We start from the raw sequence: 18194 nt of genomic DNA, 5'->3' as shown, positions 1-18194 counted from the left end.
CTCGACGGCGCCTGGACCCCGGCGGCCATGGCCCTCGCCCTGGGCGCCCTCGCCCCGGTGGCCGAATCGGCGGCCGCGCTGGGCCGGGCGGGCAGCCTGCGCGCCGCCGCCGCCCGGGTCCGCGCGGCCCTGAACGCCCCCGCCGGTGCCCCGGCCCCCGCCTCCCCGGTCCCCGCTCCGGCGGGTCCCCTGGGCCTGCGGCTGCGTGGCGTACGGTTCGGCTACGACGCCGCGCCCGTCCTGGACGGCCTCGACCTGACCGTACGGCCGGGCGAGACGCTGGCCCTCGTCGGTGCGTCGGGGGCCGGCAAGACCAGCGTCACCCACCTTCTGGCCCGCTACTGGGACCCGCAGGAGGGCACGGTGGAGCTGGTTCCCCAGTCCCCCGCCCACCCCGTCGACCTGCGGGATCTCGCCGAGGACGACCTGCGGGCCGCCGTGTGCGTGGTCGGTCAGGAGGCCCCGCTCTTCCACGGGACCCTGGCCGAGAACCTCCGCCTCGGCGCGCCTGACGCCACCGACCAGGATCTGACCGCCGTCGTCCGCACCTGCGGTCTCACCCCCGTCACCGATGCGCTGCCCCAGGGCCTGGACACCCCGGTCGGCGAACGCGGCGCGACCCTCTCCGGCGGCCAGCGCGCCCGGGTCGCCCTGGCCCGGGGCCTGCTCGGCCGTCCCCAGGTCCTCGTCCTGGACGAGACGACGGCCCACCTGGACCACCAGGGCGACGCGGAACTGGCGCGGGCGCTCACGGCGGACTCCCGGGCGCGTACCCGTACGACGCTGATCATCGCCCACCGCCCCGCCACCGTCCGCAGGGCCGACCGCATCGCGGTCCTGGACGGCGGACGCATCGTCGAGGAGGGCACCTGGGACGAGCTGATGGGGGCGGGCGGCGCGCTGGCCCGGCTGCTCAGCCGGAAGGGGGAGGCGCAGGAGGGGACCCGACCGGAGGAACGGGCGGAGGCGGAGATGACGGCAGACCCTGCTCCGCCCAGATGATCTTGCCCCGGTGCGTGTACCGGGTGCCCCAGCGCCGGGAGAGCTGGGCGACGAGGAACAGGCCGCGTCCTCCCTCGTCCGTCGTACGGGCGTGCCGCAGGCGCGGGGTGGTGCTGCTGGCGTCGGAGACCTCGCAGGTCAGCACGGACTGGAGCAGCAGCCGCAGACGTACGGGGCCGGAGGCGTACCGGATCGCGTTGGTCACCAGCTCGCTGACGATCAGCTCGGTCGTCATCGTCAGCTCGTCCAGCCCCCACGCCTCCAGCTGGCGGGCCACCTTGTTCCGGGTCGCCCCGACGGCCGCCGGGTCGAGCGGCACCTCCCACGAGACCAGCCGGTCGGGGCTCAGCGCGTGGGTGCGGGCGAGCAGGAGGGCGATGTCGTCCGGCTGCGGAACGGGCAGGAGCTCCTTGACCACCGCCGCGCACAGCTCGTCCAGCGGCAGCCCGTCCCGCGAGATCGCCCGGCCCAGCCGGATCTTGCCCTGCTCGACGTCCTTCTCGGGGCCCTCGATGAGGCCGTCGGTGTAGAGGCCGAGCAGGCTCCCCTCGGGCAGCTCGACGTCGAGGGACTCGAAGGGGAGCCCGCCCAGGCCCAGCGGCGGGCCGAGGGGAAGGTCGGGAAAGCTGACCGCGCCCTGCGGGGTGACGATCACCGGCGGCGGATGCCCGGCCCGGGCCATCGTGCAGCAGCGGGTCGCCGGATCGTAGACGGCGTAGAGGCAGGTGGCGCCCAGCACCGTCGTGCCGCCGCGGTCGGCCTTCCCGCCCGCCGGCTCCTCCTCGCTGAGCCGCATGACGAGGTCGTCCAGGCGGGCCAGCAGTTCGTCCGGCGCGAGGTCCATGTCGGCCAGCGTCTGCACGGCGGTCCGCAGCCGCCCCATGGTCGCGGCGGCGCTGATCCCGTGCCCCACCACGTCGCCGATGACCAGGCCGACCCGGGCCCCGGACAGCGGGATCACGTCGAACCAGTCGCCCCCGACGCCGTCCTTCGCGTCGGCCGGGAGGTAGGAGGAGGCCACGTCCAGCGCCGTCCCGCCGCGCAGGATGTGCGGCAGCAGGCTCTCCTGGAGCACCAGCGCCGCGGTGTGTTCCCGGGTGTAGCGGCGGGCGTTGTCCACGCAGACCGCGGCGCGGGCGACCAGCTCCCGGGCGGGCGCCACATCGTCCTCGTCGAACGGGACCGGGTTCCGGGACCGCATGAACGTGGTGAGCCCGAGGACGGTGTCCCGCGCCCGCATCGGTACGGAGATCAGCGAGTGCAGCCCGAACTCACGGATCCGGGCGGCCCGCGCCGGCTGCTCCACGGCCCACGCGTGACTGTCCGGGTCGAGCATCGGCAGGAGCACCGGCTCACCGTCGAGAAGGAAGTGGACGTCGTGCGGCGGCGGTACGAAGTCGACACTCTCCCCGACCCGCACCACCGCCTCCGGACACCCCTCGCGCACCGAACGCATCCCCATCCTGCGCATCGGCGGCCTGGCGCCCCGCACCTCCGCGCCGAGCAGCGGCACCCCCCGCCGGCCCCCGCCCAGCGGTGTCTCCAACAGGTCGACGAAGACGAAGTCGGCGAACCGGGGCACCGCGAAATCGGCCAGTTCCTGAGCCGTGCGCTGCACGTCCAGGGTGGAGCCGATACTGGCCCCCGCCTCGTTCACGAGCGCCAGCAGCCGGCGCGCGTTCCACCGGTCGGTCACGTCCTGGACCATGTAGCCGATGCCGATCCGGTTCTCCTGGGCGTCCGCCAGCGGGAAGAACGAGCTCGAATAGGCCCGCCGGCGGTTCGGGTCGGACCAGCTCCAGCCCAGGTACTCGTAGTCGGTGACCGGTACACCGGTCGCCAGGACCTGCCGCATGAGCCGTTCGATGGGCGCCGCGAGCAGCCCCGGCAGCACATCCGCGGGCCGGCGCCCCAGGCGCTGCTCCCGGGGAACCCCGCCGAACCGCTCCAGGGTGTCGTTGAGCCAGATGTAGCGCAGCTCCGGATCCATCACCGCCATGCCGACCGGCGACCGGGTCAGGAACCCCTCCAGTACCGACCCGTCCACCGTCCACTGGGGGGTGCGCTCCCGTCCGGAGACCAGGAAGCCCTCGCGCCCGGCGATCAGGAACGAGGCGGAGACCCGTACGTCGACATCGATCCGCCGGTCGTCCCGGCCGCGCAGGGTGACCAGCCCGCTCCACCCCGACCCGCCGCGGCCACGGGCGGCGACCGCCGCCGTACGCCGGGGATCCGGTGCCCCGGCCAGCAGCAGGCCGGCGGACCGGCCCACCACCTCGGCGGCCGCGTATCCGAGCAGGGACTCCGCCCCGCGGGTCCAGCCGATGACCGTGCCGTCCCCGGCGATCACCGCCACCGCGTCGTCGCTCAGCCGCACGGGGCCCCGCGGATCCGCGGAGGGCAGCGGGCCGGGCCCCGCCGGGGGGCCCTCGTCGGCGGATGCCATGCACCTCACCACCATCTCTAGGTTTCCATGGTCGCGCGTCACCCCCGAGTACGCACCGGCCCGCTTCCCGGCCGAGCTCTCCGCACGGGCTTTCGCCCGTTCGGCGGCGTGACGCGGCGGGCCGTGTCCCCGTTGGGGGAGTGACAAGCGGTTGCTTGCCCACGTGCCCCCGCGCTGGACCCGTGTGGGTGGACGGCTCCGGCTCCCCAGAGGAGAGCCGGAGCCGTTTCCATGTGCGCGGTCAGTACCGGAAGCAGACCTTGCGCTCCTTCAGCCACTGCCCCAGCCAGTCCCCGAACGGCACGGTGGCGCACCACCGGCGGGTGGCCGGAGGCTCAGGAGCCGCAGGCGTTGGCCGCACCGACGGCGTGGGCGAAGGCTGCACGGCCGGCGGGACGGTCGGAGTCGGAGTCGGGGAGGGCGTCGGGGCCGTGCTGGGCGGCACGCCCGGGGCCGGTTTCACCGGCGCGGCCATCTCGGCGAGCTTCGTCCGGTACACCTTCGAGGCGCGCGGATTGCTCTTGCACTGCCACACCCCGTGCGGGCAGTAGTCGGTGATCGTCTGGTACAGCGGCTGGTGCCGGTCGATCCAGTCGAGCATCCGGCGCATGTACTCCGGATTGTCGCCGTTGCGGAAGAGCCCCCACTCAGGGAACGAGATCGGCTTGCCGCGCTCCGCCGCGAAGTCGACGTGCTTCTGGAGCCCGTACGGATCGTTGATCTGGTCGTCGAATGACTCGCCCGGCGGCTGGTCGTAGGAGTCCATCCCGATGATGTCGACGACGTCGTCACCCGGGTAGCACTCGGTCCAGGGCACCGCGTCCCGTCCCCGGCTGGGCGTGAAGTCGAATCGGAACTCCTGGCCCGGCACCGCACGCATCGCCGTCACGATCCGCTGCCAGTACGCCTTCCAGGACGCCGGATCGGGACCGCAGCGGTGGGTGTAGGTGGTGCCGTTCATCTCCCAGCCCAGCACGATCACCGTGTCCGGTACGCCCAGGGAGACCAGGCGCTCCGCCAGCCTGGTGAAGTGCCGGTCGTAGTCGCCCGCCGCCCCGGACCGCAGCAGACGGCGGACCTGGGCGTCCGGGACGCGCTCCTCGTTACGCTCCAGCATGGGCACGTTAAGGACGAACATCCGGTCCTGGTCCGCCTTGCGCCAGGTGGCCCAGGAGTCGAGGAAGGAAGGGGTGCCCTCGATGTTCACCCACAGGTCGCCCGGCAGGTAGGTGTGTCCCACCCGCAGCTCCGCGCCGCCGAGCCACCGGGACAGGTCCGCCATCCTGCGTACCCCGGCAGGACCGTAGTCCAGGTAGGCGCCGTGCGCGGTGGTGGAGCCGCCCCTGCTGCCCTGCGGCCCCGGGGCGGCGCTGTCCACGGAATCGGTGCCCGGCGGCAGCTGTCCCGCGATACCGCCGCCTGCCAGGAGACTGAGAACAGCCGCGGCGATACTTGTGGTGATGAGTCGGCGCTTGGCCGGCATGACTCCTCCTGGCTGCAAGGAAATTCCGGCCGGTTCGGCCCGATGGGAAGAGAGTTCCATCATCCGGCACCGCACGCGAACAGAGCGGTCCATTTATCCTATTCGGCTTTGTGAACGGGCCGTTCAGGTGACGGTGGAGTCGAGGGCGAAGGGCAGGGAACCGACGCGGTTGTCGAAATTCGAATCGACCAGCATCGGATCGCCCGTCTGCCGGATGACGGGCCGTCGGGTGAGCAGCTCCCGGAAGAGGGCCGTCATTTCGAGGCGGGCCAGATGGGCGCCGAGGCAGTGGTGCGGGCCGCCTCCCCCGTAACCGAGGTGCGGATTCGGCGACCGGGTGATGTCGAAGAGATCCGGACGGGTGAAAACTGATTCGTCGCGATTGGCGGACGCGTAGAACAGTGCGACTTTCTCCCCGGGCAGAAAGGTCCGGCCGCCCAGCTCGTATTCCGACACGACCGTCCTGCGGAACTGGATGATGGGCGTCGAATGGCGGACGATCTCCTCGACGGCACCACCGATGTACCGGTCGAAATCCGATCGGAGCAGCTCCCGCTGCTCCCGATGCCGGTCCAGCAGGGACAGCCCGTGTGCGATCGCGTTACGCGTGGTCTCCACCCCGGCCACCAGCAGCAGCGAGAAGAAGGCGCCGAGATCCCGCGAAGAGAGCGCCCCGCCGTCGATGTCCGCGCGCACCAGGGCCGAGACGAGGTCGTCCTGCGGGTGGCGGCGGCGCTCGTGCGCCAGGCGTGCCATGACGAGCTGCATCATCGCCAGGGACGCGAGGCCGCGGCCGGGGATCCGCAGCCTGGCCCGGCCCCGGCGCTCGACACCGACGTGCTCGGAGGCGTGGTCGATCTGCTCGGCGATCCGGGGCCGGTCCGCCGCCGGGACGCCCATCAGGTCGCAGATGACCTCCAGCGGCAGTCTTGAGGCCGCCGACGGCATGAAGTCACCCGGGCGGTCGGCGATCATCTCGTCCACCAGGCGTGCGGCCAGCCGGCCGGTGTTCTCCTCGGTGGCGGCGAGCAGCCGGGGGGTGAAGCGCCGGGAGATGATCCGGCGCAGCGCCGCGTGCTCGGGCCCGTCCATGTTGACCATCGAGTTCCCGAACAGCGCCTTCGCCCACCCGGCAGGCTCCGGGGTGGTGACCCCCGGCGCGCTCGCGAAGACCTTCGCGGTACGGCTCGCGGTGAGCACGTCCGCGTGCCGGACCAGGGCGTAGAACGGCTTGCCGGAGGTACGGGCGGTGCCCGGCCGGGGCGTGCACAGTACGGGTGCGTCGAGCTGCCGCAGCCGGGCGAAGGCGCCGAGCCGCTCCGGGCGGGGCAGCTGCCAGAAGGCCGGGTCTCCGGGACCGATACGTGCCGCACGATCACCGGACACCTGATTCGGAACGGTCATGTCCATCCACCTCCACGAGTTCGCGAGGTCATCGTCCGGCGCGGTGCGCGCCCCGGCCCGCGCGACGCGTGCCTCCGGCGCGGATGGCCGCGCAAGGTCACGCGTTTGACGGAACGCGAGGCACGCCGCGCCCCCAAGAACCGTTTCGCCACCGCCTCGTTGCCACCATCGCCAGCAACAGCACCTCGAACGGGCCGAACGAGAGGCAGTCATCCATGAGCAGAACCACGGATCCGGGCGGCGCACCGCGTGGAGCACGCGGTCCGTCGCGCCGGATCGTCCTGCGCACCGCCTTCACCGCGGCCGTGGCCACAGGCACCGCCGCGGTCCTCCTGCCGCTGTACGACGACGAACCGGGCACCGCGCCCGCACCGGCGAAGGGGCCGGAACACCTCGCCGCCGGGGCGGAGAAGTTCGCCGAGATGTACCGGGGCCGGGAGATCCGCGGATCGGTGACCGTCCTGGTCCCGGCGGGCCAGGCGGGTGGGGCCGGCCAGGGAGAGCCGGTCACCGAGATCCGTATCGACGGGCGCCCGCTGCACGTCATGCGGCGTGCGGACGGCACGTATCTGAGCGATGTCACGCACTACGAGTCGTTCCCCACACTTCGCGAGACGGCCCGTGCCGCCGTGGACGAGCTCGGCACCGCGCGGCTCGCACTCCCCGCCTCGCACCACAAGTGACCGCGGCACCGCAGGTGACCGTCGCACCGCATGCGAACCAGGAGGTCCAGAACCGGTGTACACCCGCAAGAACCAGCGCGACCTCACGCGCACCGAGAAGCGGCGCCTCGTCGACGCGATCCTGAAGCTCAAGCGCTCGGGCCGCTACGACGACTTCGTCGTCATGCACCGCGAGTTCTACGTCATGGACACGGAGAACCGGCCGCGCCCCGCCCATATGACGTCCTCGTTCTTCCCCTGGCACCGTCGCTACCTCCTGGAGTTCGAGCAGGCCCTCCAGGCCGTCGACCCGGGGGTGAGCGTCCCCTACTGGGACTGGACCCAGGACCGCTCGCCCACGTCGTCGCTGTGGGCCGAGGACTTCCTCGGCGGCAACGGCAGGGTCGGCGACCGGCGCGTCACCACCGGCCCGTTCGCCTTCGAGGCGGGCAACTGGCGCGTCGGCGCCGGGGTCACCGACCAGAACTGGCTCACCCGCAACTTCGGCAGGCCCGGCAACAACCCGGTCTCCCTCCCCACCGCCGACGACGTGGCGCTGGCGCTGAAGGATCCGGTCTACGACACCGAGCCGTGGAACAGCATCAGCACCGAGGGGTTCCGCAACCGCATCGAGGGCTGGGGCATCCACCGGGTGCGTACGGTCGGCAACCACAACCGGGTCCACCAGTGGGTCGGCGGCCCGATGGCCGGGGCCGCCTCCCCCGAGGACCCGGTCTTCTGGCTGCACCACTCGTTCATCGACCTGCTCTGGGACCGCTGGCGGAAGGCGCACCCCGAGGCCGCCTACCTGCCGGGCCGCAAACCCGCCTCACCCGGCCGGGACCGCGACCACGTCTTCGGGCTCGACGACCCGATGCCCCCGTGGAACGTCACCCCCAGGAAGCTCCTCGACCACAGCAAGGTCTACCGCTACGCCTGAGCGCGAACAGCGAAACGGCCGGCCCCCTCCGGGAAGGAGGGAGCCGGCCGCTTCGGTGGAGCGGGGTGATCAGCGGCCGTAGCCGTAGTCGCCCTTGTCGTCGTGGCCCTCGGAGACGTTGACGCAGGTGTTGCCGAAGGCCGGGTTGAGCAGGCCGATCACGTTGATGGTGTTGCCGCAGACGTTGACCGGCACGTGGATCGGGACCTGGAGGACGTTGCCCGAGGCGACACCGGGGGACCCGATGGCCGCACCCTGCGCACCGGCGTCCGCGGAGGCCATGCTGGCGCCGCCGGCGATGAGGGCACCGGTGCCCGCCATGACAGCGGCAACCTTCGTAATACGCGACATCAGAACTCCTTGTAAGGAAGGGGGGTTGCTGCGGAGCACGAGGCCCGCATGCCCTGACAACGCGAGAGGAGCCGGACGGTAACGGATCGACGCGGAGACGATGTTTCCGGTGTCGTCCCACGGCCTGTCGCGGCCCGCCTCACCGCCCGATGACGGAAAGCGTGGTAAGCCGCCCGTGCCAGTCCCGCGCGGCGGGGAACCGGGCCTTCACGGTCTCCACGGCCCGCTCCCGTACCGCCACCTGCGACTCCCGCAGCCGCAGCAGCGGCTCGAGACCCGGGCGGGCCAGCAGGAGCCGCTGATTGACCACCGTGGCCGGCTGCCAGTGGCTTTTGTACTGCTCCGCGCCGCGCAGCAGGCTCAGCACCTCACGGCCGGTGTCCGAGGCCTGCTGGGAGACCTCGCGCAGCAGCATGGTCGACACATCGACCTTCCGCTCCCGCAGTCCCGGGTCTGCCCCGAACATGTAGCCGCCCGCCAGATGCCCGGACTGCAGGGTGAGGTTGGCCGCAACGACCTCGCCGCCCATCCGGAACTCGGTGACGGCGGCCGTGCCGTCCCCGACCATCCGGCCCACCGAGCGGACCAGGTGGTCCGAGAACCGGGCCCGCAGGTGCTCCGGGTTGACTCCACGGTCCCGCCACTGCAGTTCGTGGAGCCGCAGCAGGGTGCCGATGGCCGCCGGCACCCCGTCCTGCGGGATCTTGCGGGCCTCCACACCCAGGGCCTCGATCCGGCGCAGCTTGGCCCGCAGCCGCTGGCCCCGCGAGCCGGTGAGCCGCGCCACCAGGCCGTCGAGCGGCTCCGCGGGCAGTTCCATGCACGTCGAGTCCGTGAGCCGGCTCCGCGCGCCAGGCCACCGGCCGAACAGCAACTGCGCCGACGCGTCCGGCCGGACCTCCCGCAGGTCGACCACGGTGTGCCGGGCGGCGCGGTCCAGACCGCGCTGGAGCGCCCCTACCGCGTACCCGGCCTCCTCCTCGTCCAGCAGGATGTCGAAGAAGTCGGAGATCGCCCCGCCCATCGGCACCAGCAGAGGCATCGGACGGTGCACCAGCATCAACGGCGCCGCTCCGATCAGCCGTCCCGAGCGGCGGACCAGCAGGACCCGCAGCCTCCCCTCCTGACCGTAGGAGATCCACCAGGAATGGAGCCACGCGTGGCTCTGGAACGGAGTGGCGGTGGCACAGCGGCGGTGCAGCGCGTCCCACTCGCCGGCGAGCGCGCCGAACTCGCTGAAATCCCGGCAGAGCGTCACGGTGAGGCTGCCCGCCCGTTGGGCCGTCATCGCACGAGCTCCCGTTCGTCGGTGGTGGCGTGTTCCTCGGCAGAGGCCGGCCCCGGCACCTGGGCCGAGACGCTCCAGCCCGCGCGGCGGGGACGTACGAGCAGGACCAGACCGCCCAGCAGACCGCCTGCGGCCGCCCCCACGGCGGTGCCCAGCGGCACCGACGGCGAGACCGGCTGGTCAGGCTTCATCGCATGGGTGAACTTGATCAGTTTCACCCCGGTGTCCTTGGAGACATGGCCGCTGCTCACGATGACGGCCTCGATGACCGCGTTGGCGATGTCGGCGGCCCTGTCCGCGTCGTCGGACGTGCCCGTCACCGCGATCATCGGCGAGTCGGGGGACGTCTCCGAGCGCACCTGGGAGCGCAGTGCGCGCACCGGCTCACCGGCCGCGCCCTGGGCGTAGGAGAGGGTCGCGTCGCTGGTGACGAGGCGCCCGTAGGACTGCGCGTAGCCGAGCGCGGCCGAGGGGCCGCTGTCCTCCTCGGCGACCGCCATGGCGTAGCTGGTGGCCTCGTACTGCGGGGCGGCCAGCAGCCCGTACGAGAGTCCGGACACGGTGCCGAGCAGCACACAGACGGGCAGGGGCCACCACCGGGGCAGCGGGGTCAGGGCGGTGCGCAGCTGGGCGGGGGCGGTACGCAGCCGACGCCGCAGGACGACGTGTCGCGGCTGCTCGGGAGACTCGGTCATGAAAGGGCTCTCCGGTTCGGTGGGGCGGTGTCGAGGGCGTACGCGTACACGTCCATCAGGCGCTCGCTGCTGCGCCGGATGTCGTAGTGGCCGACGGCCCGCGGCGGGGGCCGGCGGTCGGGGCGGACCTGTATCCGCTGCCGCAGCACGGCGGTCAGCTCGTCGGGGCTCCCCGCGATCCGGGTGGCGCCCGGTGCATGCGCGGCGGACAGGTCGTCGATGGCCGGGCAGGCGTCGTGCAGGACGGGCAGCCCGGCGGCGAGTGCCTCCACGGCGGCCAGCCCGAAGGACTCCTCGCGGGACGTCGATACGAACGTGTCCACGGCGCTGAGGAGGGCCGGGATCCCGGGCACCGGCCCGCTTCCGCCGGTGCCGCACTCCCCGAGGAGGCGGATCCGGTCCGCCGCCCCGAGCCGGGCCGCCAGGTTCCTGAGCGCTCCGGCCTCCGGCCCGTCACCGGCCAGCAGCAGCCGGGCCCCCGGCAGCGCGGCGACCGCCCGTACCGCCACGTCGAAGCGCTTGCCGGGCACCAGCCGCCCCACCCCGCCGACCACGAACGCGTCGTCGGGGATCCCCAGCGCCGCACGGACGGCGAGCCGCCGGTCCGGGTCGAAGCGGTAGCGGTCCGCGTCGATGCCGTTGGGCACCAGCCGGATCCGCTCGGCCGGCACCCCCCAGTCCCGCAGCCGCCCGGCGACGGTGGACGAGACGGCGACGGTGGCCGCGCCGAGCCGCTCGGTGGAGAGGTAGAGGGCACGGATGCCCCGGGTCAGCGGGCGGCCCTCGATCTCGGCGCGCCCCAGGGAGTGTTCGGTCGCGACGGCCGCCCGGACGCCCGCGAGGCGGGCGGCGATCCTCCCGTACACGCAGGCCCGGTAGAGGTGCGTGTGGACCACGTCGTAGCGGCCGTCGCGGATCAGCCGGGTCAGCCGCCCGACGGCCGACAGGTCCCGGTTGCCGCGCATCCCCAGGTGGACCACCCGGATGCCGTCGGCCCGCAGCCCGTCCGCCACCGGGCCCGGGTTGGTGAGCGTGACCACGTCGCACTCCACCGGCAGATGGCGCAGCAGCAGCCGCAGCTGCTGCTCGGCCCCGCCGACCCCGAGCCCGGTGATGACGTGCAGCGCCCTCACCGGGGGCCACCGGCCCGCACCGGCGACGCGGCACGGGAACCCGCGCCGGGGACCGCCCCGTGGACCAGCCCGTGACGCAGGTCCTTCGCCCAGAGCCGTACGCCCCGGTCCGCCTGGCTGATGTGGGTGCGGGGGAGCGCGAACCGGCTGAGCAGCGGCCCCGGAGCCAGCGCGCAGCCGTAGCCGTACCCGGCGGAACGGACGGCTTCCACCACCCGCCGGTCCAGTGTCCCGTACGGATAGCAGAAGCCCTCCGGGAGTGTGCCGGTGAGCTCGCCGGTCAACTCCCGGCTGCGGGCCGTCTCGTGGCGCAGCTCCTCGTCCCCCAGCGTGGTGAGGTCCCGGTGCAGCAGACCGTGCGAGCCGACCTCCATCCCCGCTTCGGCGACGCGCCGGATCTCGTCATGGGTGAGCAGCGGTTTGCGCGGGCCCAGCGGGTCCCACGCGTTCACCCCGCCCGGACGCCCCGGCAGGACGAAGACGGTCGCGGTGCAGCCGTGCACGCGCAGCACCGGCAGCGCCTCCCGGAGGAAGTCGGCGTACCCGTCGTCGAAGGTCAGCCCGACCAGGCCCCGCCTCCCCGCCGCGTGGGCCCGCATCAGCTCCGCGACCCCCACCCCCCGCAGCCCCCTGCTGCGCAGCCACGCCAGCTGCTCGCCGAGCCGCCGGGGGGAGACGGTGATGCCGTAGGGGTCGTCGCCGGTGTCCGTCACCGAGTGGTAGGTGAGGATCCACGGCTGACGGCGGGTGTGCGGGCGGAGCCGGGACGAGGGAGCGTCGGCGCGAGGTGCCGAGGGGTCAGCGGCCATCTGTAAACCTCCGTCGGATGAGTGCCAGCAGGGAGACGACCTCGGGCGAGCGCAGGGCCAGCCCGGTCAGGAAGAACACGGCGGGGACGAGGACACACCCGGCGGCCAGGCTCAGCACCGCGTCGGGGAGCAGCTGCGCCGCCGCCCATCCCGCCGCCCCGGCCACCAGCGCCGCGCCCGCGAGGCGGCCGAGCGACAGGGCGACCGCCCGGGCCCGGATCGGGACCACCCGGGTGCCCAGCCCCATCAGCAGGAGCAGTGCGGCCGTGCTGATCCCGATGGCGTTGGCGGTGGCGATGCCGGCGACGCCGAAGCGGTACGTGAGCGCATACCCGGCGCCCATCGTGACGAGGAGCCCGGTGCCCATCGCGAACGCCGGGAACCAGGTGGGCCGGCCGGACGAGAAGAACGGCCGGCTCAGCGCGCCGACGAGACAGTGGCCGAGCAGCCCGGCCGCGTAGACCCGCATCACCTGCGCGGTGGCCTCGGTGTCGGCGGTGTCGAACGCGCCTCGCTGGAAGAGGACCTCGATGATCTGGGGCGCATATCCGAGGACGACCGCCGTGCCGAGCAGCACGACCATGCCCGCCAGCGCGAGATCCCGCTCGACCCGCTGCCGGGCCTTCTCCCGGTTCCCGTCGGCCATCGCCCGCGCGACGACGGGGAAGGTCACCGTGCAGATCATCAGCGAGAGCACCATCGGCATCTGCGCGACCTTCTGCGCGTAGTTCAGGTGCGAGATGGCGCCCGCCGGGAGCGTGGAGGCGAGGAACCGCTCCACCAGCACCTGCGACTGACGGCTCACCACGAACAGCACCACCGGGGCGAGGACCGTCAGGCCGAGCAGCGGGGCGGTGCGGACGGCCCGCGGCTTCAGCCGTCCGAAGCGGGGGAGGCGGAGGCGAGCCGGAGGCAGCAGCTTCAGCAGGACGGGGAGCTGGGTGAGGATCATGAGCAGGCTGCCGACGGCGACGCCCGCAGCGGCCGCCCGCACCCCCCACACCGAGTGCAGCGCCAGCGTCATGCCGATGATGCCGATGTTGTACGCGACGTAGACCCCGGCGGGCGGCAGGAAGCTGCGGTGGGCGCGCAGGGCGGCGCTGAAGTAGCCGGTGATGCCGAAGGTGAGCACGGTGACGGCGGTGAGCCGGGTGCAGTCCACCGAGAGGCCCGGATCGGCCAGCCCGGGTGCGAGGACGCCGACGACCCAGGGGGCGCCCGCCATGAGCAGCACCGCACCGGCCATGAGCAGCACGCAGAGCCGGGGGAGGGTGGCCGCCACCAGCTCCCGTACGGGGTCGGCGCCCGGCTCCTTGCCGGAGTCACGTTCTCCGCCGTCCTCGCCGCCCTTCGCGGCCTCGGCGTCCGCGCGCCGGGTGAGGGCGAGGCTGAAGGCCGGGACGAGGAGCAACGCCATCCCGTCCTCGATCAGCAGCGTGGCCGCCATCTCGGGCACGGTCCAGGCGATCAGGAAGGCGTCGCTGACGTCGCTCGCGCCGAAGTACCGGGCGATCGCCTGGTCCCGCACCAGGCCGAGTACGGCCCCGAGCACGGTCAGCACCGCCGTGCCCGCCGCCGCACGGGCGAGGAAGGACCCGAGCCCGGGAGCCTCGCCGCTGCCGGCGGGTTCCGGCGCGGGGCCGACGCCCGTGGTCCCGCCGGGGCCGGGACCGGGAGGCTGCCCGGGCCCCGGGAGCAGGGGAGGGGCGGCCTCCTCGCGGGGGAGAGCCTCCTGGGGGAGGGCGTCGCGGGGGCGGTCCCCAAGGGAAGGGGCCTCGCGGGAGAGCGCCTCCGCCTCCGTACCCGTACCGGTGTCGCTCACGCGGGGCCCGCCTTCTCCGGCTCGGCCAGCGCCCACCAGGCGGCGAGCCCCAGCACGACGCCGCCCAGCACGGTCGTGGGCCCGCCGATGTCGGAGTACAGGAAGTTGACGCTCTGCCAGGTCATCAGGGCGACCGCCACCAGACCGCAGTCCACGGCCGCGTGGCCGCGCGAGCGGGCCCGGACCAGTCGGCGTACGGCGCCGGTCAGGATCGCCGCCCAGCTGCCGGCGACCGCCGTCAGACCGATGAGGCCCTGCTCGCTGAGGATGAGCAGATACATGTTGTGGGGGGAGAGCAGGGCCTGCTTGCGGAACGCCTGGCCCGCCCCCGCCGTGTCGCTGCCGGAGGAGAGGCCGACCGAGGCGTGGGCGTCGCGGTGGGCGGGGAAGCCCTTGAGGCCGACACCGGCCGCGGGCCGCTCGCGCCACATGGAGCCCGCCGCGCTCCACATGGCGTACCGGTCGTTGACCGACCGGTCGGGGGCCCGGGTCACCTGGGCGACGCTGGTGGCCCGCTCCGCGATCATCTCCGAGCCGATGCCGAACCCGCCGACCAGGACCACTCCGGTGGCGCCCAGCACCGCCAGCGAGGTCAGCGCCTGCCGACGTCCCGTCAGGGACAGGACCACCAGGAGGGCGGCCGCCGTGGCGATCCACACACCCCGGCTGAAGGAGAGCGTGAGCGGCACGATCAGCCCGACGGCGACGACCGCCGCGCACGGCCGCAGCCAGGCGGGAGCGTCACGAGGGGTGCGCAGCGCGCACGCGGCGGCGGCGAGCAGCCCGTAGGCGACGACCGTGGCCATCCCCATGATGTCGCTGGGCCCGAACGTGCCGACCGCCCGGACATCCTCACCCATGTACGAGGCGCCGGTGCCGGTGACGTACTGGTCGACGCCCACGACGCCCTGGACGAGGGCCAGGACCACCAGCGCACCGGCGACGATCCGGAAGCCGTGGGCGTCCTTGAGCAGGAGGCAGACGGCGGCCGGGACCAGCACGAAGACCTGGAGGTAACGGACCAGACCCGGCAGCGCGGCGCCGGGGTCGGCCGCCGTCACCGTCGCCACCGCGAAGCCCACGGCGGGCAGCCCCAGCACGAGGGCCGCGGCCCCGCTGAGCGGGCGTCGGCGCAGGTACAGCAGCCGCCCCACGCAGACCAGCACCGCGATGCCGGAGGCGACATCGGCCGGACCCACCGCGGGTCCGTCGCCGCCCGTGAACCCGTACGGCAGGGCGGGCAGCAGGACGGTCGCGATCAGGGGGAACAGCGGCCACCGGCTCCGCCACCCGCCCCGGTCCGGACGCGGAACGGTACGGGCCGGGGTCCCGGGCGCCGGTGCGGTCAGGGTGGCGGCCACGATCAGCTGCCCCCGAGCCGGAAGAAGGAGCCCACGGTCCGCGCCAGCACGCACGCGTCCTGCCACAGGGACCAGGTCTCGATGTACCGGTTGTCGAACCGGACCCGCTCCTCGATGGAGGTGTCACCGCGCAACCCGTGCACCTGCGCCAGCCCCGTGATGCCCACCGGCATCCGGTGACGGGCCTGGTAGCCGGGGTGGGTGCGGCTGAACCGGTCCACGAAGAAGGGGCGTTCGGGCCGGGGTCCGACCAGGCTCATGTCACCGCGCAGGACGTTCCACAGCTGCGGCAGCTCGTCCAGCGAGGTGCGGCGCAGCAGCCGCCCGGCGCGGCTCATCCGCCCGTCGGAGGCCACGTTCCACCGGGTCGCCGACTCCTGGGCGTCGGCGGGCCGCAGCGTACGGAACTTGAGCAGGACGAACGGGCGGCCGTGCCGGCCCACCCGCTCCTGCCGGAAGATGACGCCGGGACCGTCCGAGAGCCGCACCGCCAGCGCGCACACCGCCATCAGCGGGGACACCAGCACCAGGCCGACCCCCGCCAGCAGGGCGTCCATCGCCCGCTTCGCCGCGTGGCGCACGGGCCGGTGTGTGCCGTCCTGGAGCGGGTGGGCGGCGAACCCCCACAGGTGGTCGGGGCGGCTCCCGGCGGGGCGGGTGGCGACGGCGGTCTCGCCGGTGACCAGCCATACCCGGCAGCCGTGGCCGGTCAGCAGGGCGAACAGGTCGGCACCGCCGGGCGTGGACTCGGGCGGCGCGGTGAACACCGCGTGCCGCACGCTGTTCTGCACGACGGCCCGCCCCACCTCCTGCGGGGTGACCAGGACCGGTAGCTTCACACCGTCTGGCCGCGCCGCGGGCTCCTCGTCCGGGGCGGCGGACGCGGCGACCCGGCCGACCGGGCGCAGCCCGTACCCGGGGTGGTCGTACAACGCCGCCGTCACCTGACGGGCGACCGGGCCGTGGCCTACGACCAGCGTCGACAGCGGGTTGCGGATGGCCGCCCGGTGCCGGATCCGGTGCACCACCGCACGCCCGGAGGCGCACAGCACGGTCTGGGCGGCCGCCGCGTACGCCAGCACCGCCCAGCCGATCTCGTGGTGCGGGGCCCAGGCCGCGACGACCTCCATGGTCACGTACCACTGGAGCAGGGCGAGGCCGAGGAGCGCGGGTGCTTCGGAGAGCACCGAAGGGGAGAGACCGAGGCGGTAGAGCCCCCGGTACGCGTGCAGCAGCACCTGCGCCACCGCCTGGACGGCGACCACGGGCCAGGGCCAGCCGGCCGGGGCGCACAGGGCGAACGTGCCGCCCAGCGCCGCGGCGTCGGCGCCGAGCAGCTGCGCGGCGGGCGCGAAGCGCGCGGCGCCGCGTCCACCGCCGAGCTCCCGCGTACCGCCGTCTCCTCTCCGCGGCGGATGAACCGTGTGGGCCTGTACGGCTGTTGCCTGGCCGGCGCCGGGGACCGGTGCACTCTCCATCGTCATCGCTCGGTGCGCTTCCTCATCGTGGGGCCGGACAGGGAGACAATTTCCTGGTAGAGACCGGCAACCGCCCCCGCGGTCCGTCGGACGTCGAACGCCGCCCGGGCATGGCGCAGGGCCCGGTGGGACACCGCCTGGCGCAGCTTCGGATCGGTGAGCAGGGCGGTGAGCGAGGCAGCCAGCGCCGCAGGGTCCTCGGGGGGTACGAGGAGGTGGTCCTCGTCGCCCGGCGGCAGACTCTCCCGCGCTCCGCTGACGTCGCTCATCACCACGGCCCGGCCGCAGGCCATGGCCTCCAGCGGAGCCAGCGCCATGCCCTCCCAGCGGGACGGCAGGACGACGACGTCCGCCGCGTGGATCCACGGCCGTACGTCGGCGCTCGGCCCGGTGAACAGGACGCCGGCCGGGGCAGTGGCCTCCAGGCCGGCCCGGTCGGGGCCGTCACCGACCAGGGCCAGACGCGCGCCCGGCACCCGCAGCCGCCGCCAGGCGTCGAGCAGGACGTCCTGGCCCTTCTGCCGGGTCAGGCGGCCGACGCAGACGACGAGGGGAGCCTGCGGATCCATCCCCTCCGGCAGGGGCAGCGAGGCCCGGGCCGCGGTGCGGTCGGCCTGCCCGCCGGGGCGGAAGCGGTCGAGATCGATGCCGTTGTGGATCACCGACCAGCGGGCGGTGATGCCCGCCTCCTGCCCGGTGCGCCGCTCGGAGTCGCTGACGCACAGGATGTGATCGGCCCAGCGTGCCCCGAACCGCTCCCAGCCCAGGGCGAGTTCGGCGGTACGTCCATCCACGGCCTCGAAGGACCAGGCATGCGGCTGGAACACCGTGGGCACCCGGCCCCGTACGGCGATCCGGCCCGCGAGACCGGCCTTGGCGCTGTGCGCGTGCACCACGTGCGGGCGGCAGTCGCGGACGATCCGCCGCGCGGCGGCGACCTCGCCGGCCAGTCGCGGGCCCGGGGCCCGGGTGGCGGACCAGCCCCGGACCTGAGCTCCCGCGGCGGCCGCCCCGGCGGCCAGCGGGCTTCCGGGTGGGCAGGCCACCACCGGCCGCAGCCCGGCGACGGCCTGGGCCCTGACGAGATCGGTGACGACCCGGGCCACTCCGCCGTCCACGGGCTGAACCAAATGAAGGACTGTCAAATGTCTTTCTTCGGCACGACGCATGTGCAGCACGTACGGCTCTCTTCGCTCAATCCGGTGAGTAAAGCCGAAGTGCACTTTGGCAGACATGTGGCGAAATCGTGCGCGTGACTCGCTCATACGACCACGTGAGTATTACCCGCACGATGCCGCCGATCAGGTGGTCCGTGGGGCT

General features: G+C 73.6%; 15 protein-coding genes. 3 read left to right on the top strand and 12 right to left on the bottom strand.

Going from position 1 to position 18194, the window contains the following annotated elements:
- On the top strand, positions 1 to 1002 hold a 1002-nt coding region (locus ABZ154_RS17570), incomplete at its 5' end, for an ATP-binding cassette domain-containing protein (RefSeq protein WP_356833494.1).
- Here ABZ154_RS17570 and ABZ154_RS17565 read toward each other — a convergent pair.
- The 3 genes from ABZ154_RS17565 to ABZ154_RS17555 all read right to left on the bottom strand — a co-directional run bounded on the left by ABZ154_RS17565 (position 914) and on the right by ABZ154_RS17555 (position 6335).
- Positions 914 to 3448 carry a SpoIIE family protein phosphatase gene (locus ABZ154_RS17565; RefSeq protein WP_356833492.1) on the bottom strand — a complete coding sequence of 845 codons (2535 nt, stop codon included), beginning with the start codon at positions 3446 to 3448 and terminating at the stop codon, positions 914 to 916. The genes ABZ154_RS17570 and ABZ154_RS17565 overlap by 89 nt on opposite strands.
- A gap of 241 nt (positions 3449 to 3689) precedes the next feature.
- On the bottom strand, positions 3690 to 4931 hold the full coding sequence (locus ABZ154_RS17560; RefSeq protein ID WP_356833490.1) for a glycosyl hydrolase: 1242 nt from the start codon (positions 4929 to 4931) through the stop codon (positions 3690 to 3692).
- Between the two features lie 123 nt (positions 4932 to 5054).
- A complete protein-coding gene (locus ABZ154_RS17555; RefSeq protein ID WP_356833488.1) occupies positions 5055 to 6335 on the bottom strand; it encodes a cytochrome P450 in 1281 nt (426 codons plus the stop codon).
- A gap of 215 nt (positions 6336 to 6550) precedes the next feature.
- Here ABZ154_RS17555 and ABZ154_RS17550 point away from each other — a divergent pair, with 215 nt between their 5' ends.
- Both ABZ154_RS17550 and ABZ154_RS17545 read left to right on the top strand, forming a co-directional pair.
- A complete protein-coding gene (locus tag ABZ154_RS17550; protein WP_356833485.1) occupies positions 6551 to 7018 on the top strand; it encodes a tyrosinase family oxidase copper chaperone in 468 nt (155 codons plus the stop codon).
- A 55-nt stretch (positions 7019 to 7073) separates the two neighbouring features.
- The gene (locus ABZ154_RS17545) at positions 7074 to 7937 is read left to right on the top strand and encodes a tyrosinase family protein (RefSeq protein WP_356833483.1); all 864 of its coding nucleotides are present in this window, start codon (positions 7074 to 7076) and stop codon (positions 7935 to 7937) included.
- Between the two features lie 69 nt (positions 7938 to 8006).
- On the opposite strand, the gene ABZ154_RS17540 is transcribed toward ABZ154_RS17545, so the two are convergent.
- From ABZ154_RS17540 to ABZ154_RS17500, 9 genes are all read right to left on the bottom strand, one after another.
- Complete coding sequence (locus ABZ154_RS17540; RefSeq protein ID WP_356833480.1) at positions 8007 to 8288, bottom strand: chaplin; 282 nt, start codon at positions 8286 to 8288, stop codon at positions 8007 to 8009.
- 139 nt (positions 8289 to 8427) lie between these two features.
- Positions 8428 to 9576, bottom strand: coding sequence for a GNAT family N-acetyltransferase (locus ABZ154_RS17535; RefSeq protein WP_356833478.1), 1149 nt, complete (start codon positions 9574 to 9576; stop codon positions 8428 to 8430).
- The gene (locus tag ABZ154_RS17530) at positions 9573 to 10271 is read right to left on the bottom strand and encodes a lipopolysaccharide biosynthesis protein (RefSeq protein ID WP_356833476.1); all 699 of its coding nucleotides are present in this window, start codon (positions 10269 to 10271) and stop codon (positions 9573 to 9575) included. The genes ABZ154_RS17535 and ABZ154_RS17530 overlap by 4 nt, the downstream gene beginning before the upstream one ends.
- Complete coding sequence (locus ABZ154_RS17525; RefSeq protein WP_356833475.1) at positions 10268 to 11404, bottom strand: glycosyltransferase; 1137 nt, start codon at positions 11402 to 11404, stop codon at positions 10268 to 10270. The genes ABZ154_RS17530 and ABZ154_RS17525 overlap by 4 nt, the downstream gene beginning before the upstream one ends.
- Positions 11401 to 12213 carry a polysaccharide deacetylase family protein gene (locus tag ABZ154_RS17520; protein WP_356833473.1) on the bottom strand — a complete coding sequence of 271 codons (813 nt, stop codon included), beginning with the start codon at positions 12211 to 12213 and terminating at the stop codon, positions 11401 to 11403. The genes ABZ154_RS17525 and ABZ154_RS17520 overlap by 4 nt, the downstream gene beginning before the upstream one ends.
- Positions 12203 to 14035 (bottom strand): lipid II flippase MurJ, encoded by a 1833-nt coding sequence (locus ABZ154_RS17515; RefSeq protein WP_356833471.1) that lies wholly within the window; start codon positions 14033 to 14035, stop codon positions 12203 to 12205. The genes ABZ154_RS17520 and ABZ154_RS17515 overlap by 11 nt, the downstream gene beginning before the upstream one ends.
- Entirely contained in the window at positions 14032 to 15396 is a 1365-nt protein-coding gene (locus tag ABZ154_RS17510; RefSeq protein WP_356833468.1) for an O-antigen ligase family protein, read from the bottom strand. The genes ABZ154_RS17515 and ABZ154_RS17510 overlap by 4 nt, the downstream gene beginning before the upstream one ends.
- Before the next feature lie 2 nt (positions 15397 to 15398).
- On the bottom strand, positions 15399 to 16880 hold the full coding sequence (locus ABZ154_RS17505) for a sugar transferase (RefSeq protein WP_356833466.1): 1482 nt from the start codon (positions 16878 to 16880) through the stop codon (positions 15399 to 15401).
- The gene (locus tag ABZ154_RS17500; RefSeq protein WP_356833511.1) at positions 16877 to 18043 is read right to left on the bottom strand and encodes a glycosyltransferase; all 1167 of its coding nucleotides are present in this window, start codon (positions 18041 to 18043) and stop codon (positions 16877 to 16879) included. The genes ABZ154_RS17505 and ABZ154_RS17500 overlap by 4 nt, the downstream gene beginning before the upstream one ends.
- Positions 18044 to 18194: the final 151 nt, after the last annotated feature.

Origin of the sequence: Streptomyces sp. NPDC006261, assembly GCF_040613515.1 — a bacterium.
GTDB lineage: Bacteria > Actinomycetota > Actinomycetes > Streptomycetales > Streptomycetaceae > Streptomyces.
Note: the sequence above shows the minus strand (reverse complement) of the source record. Positions and strands in the feature narration are given on the sequence as shown.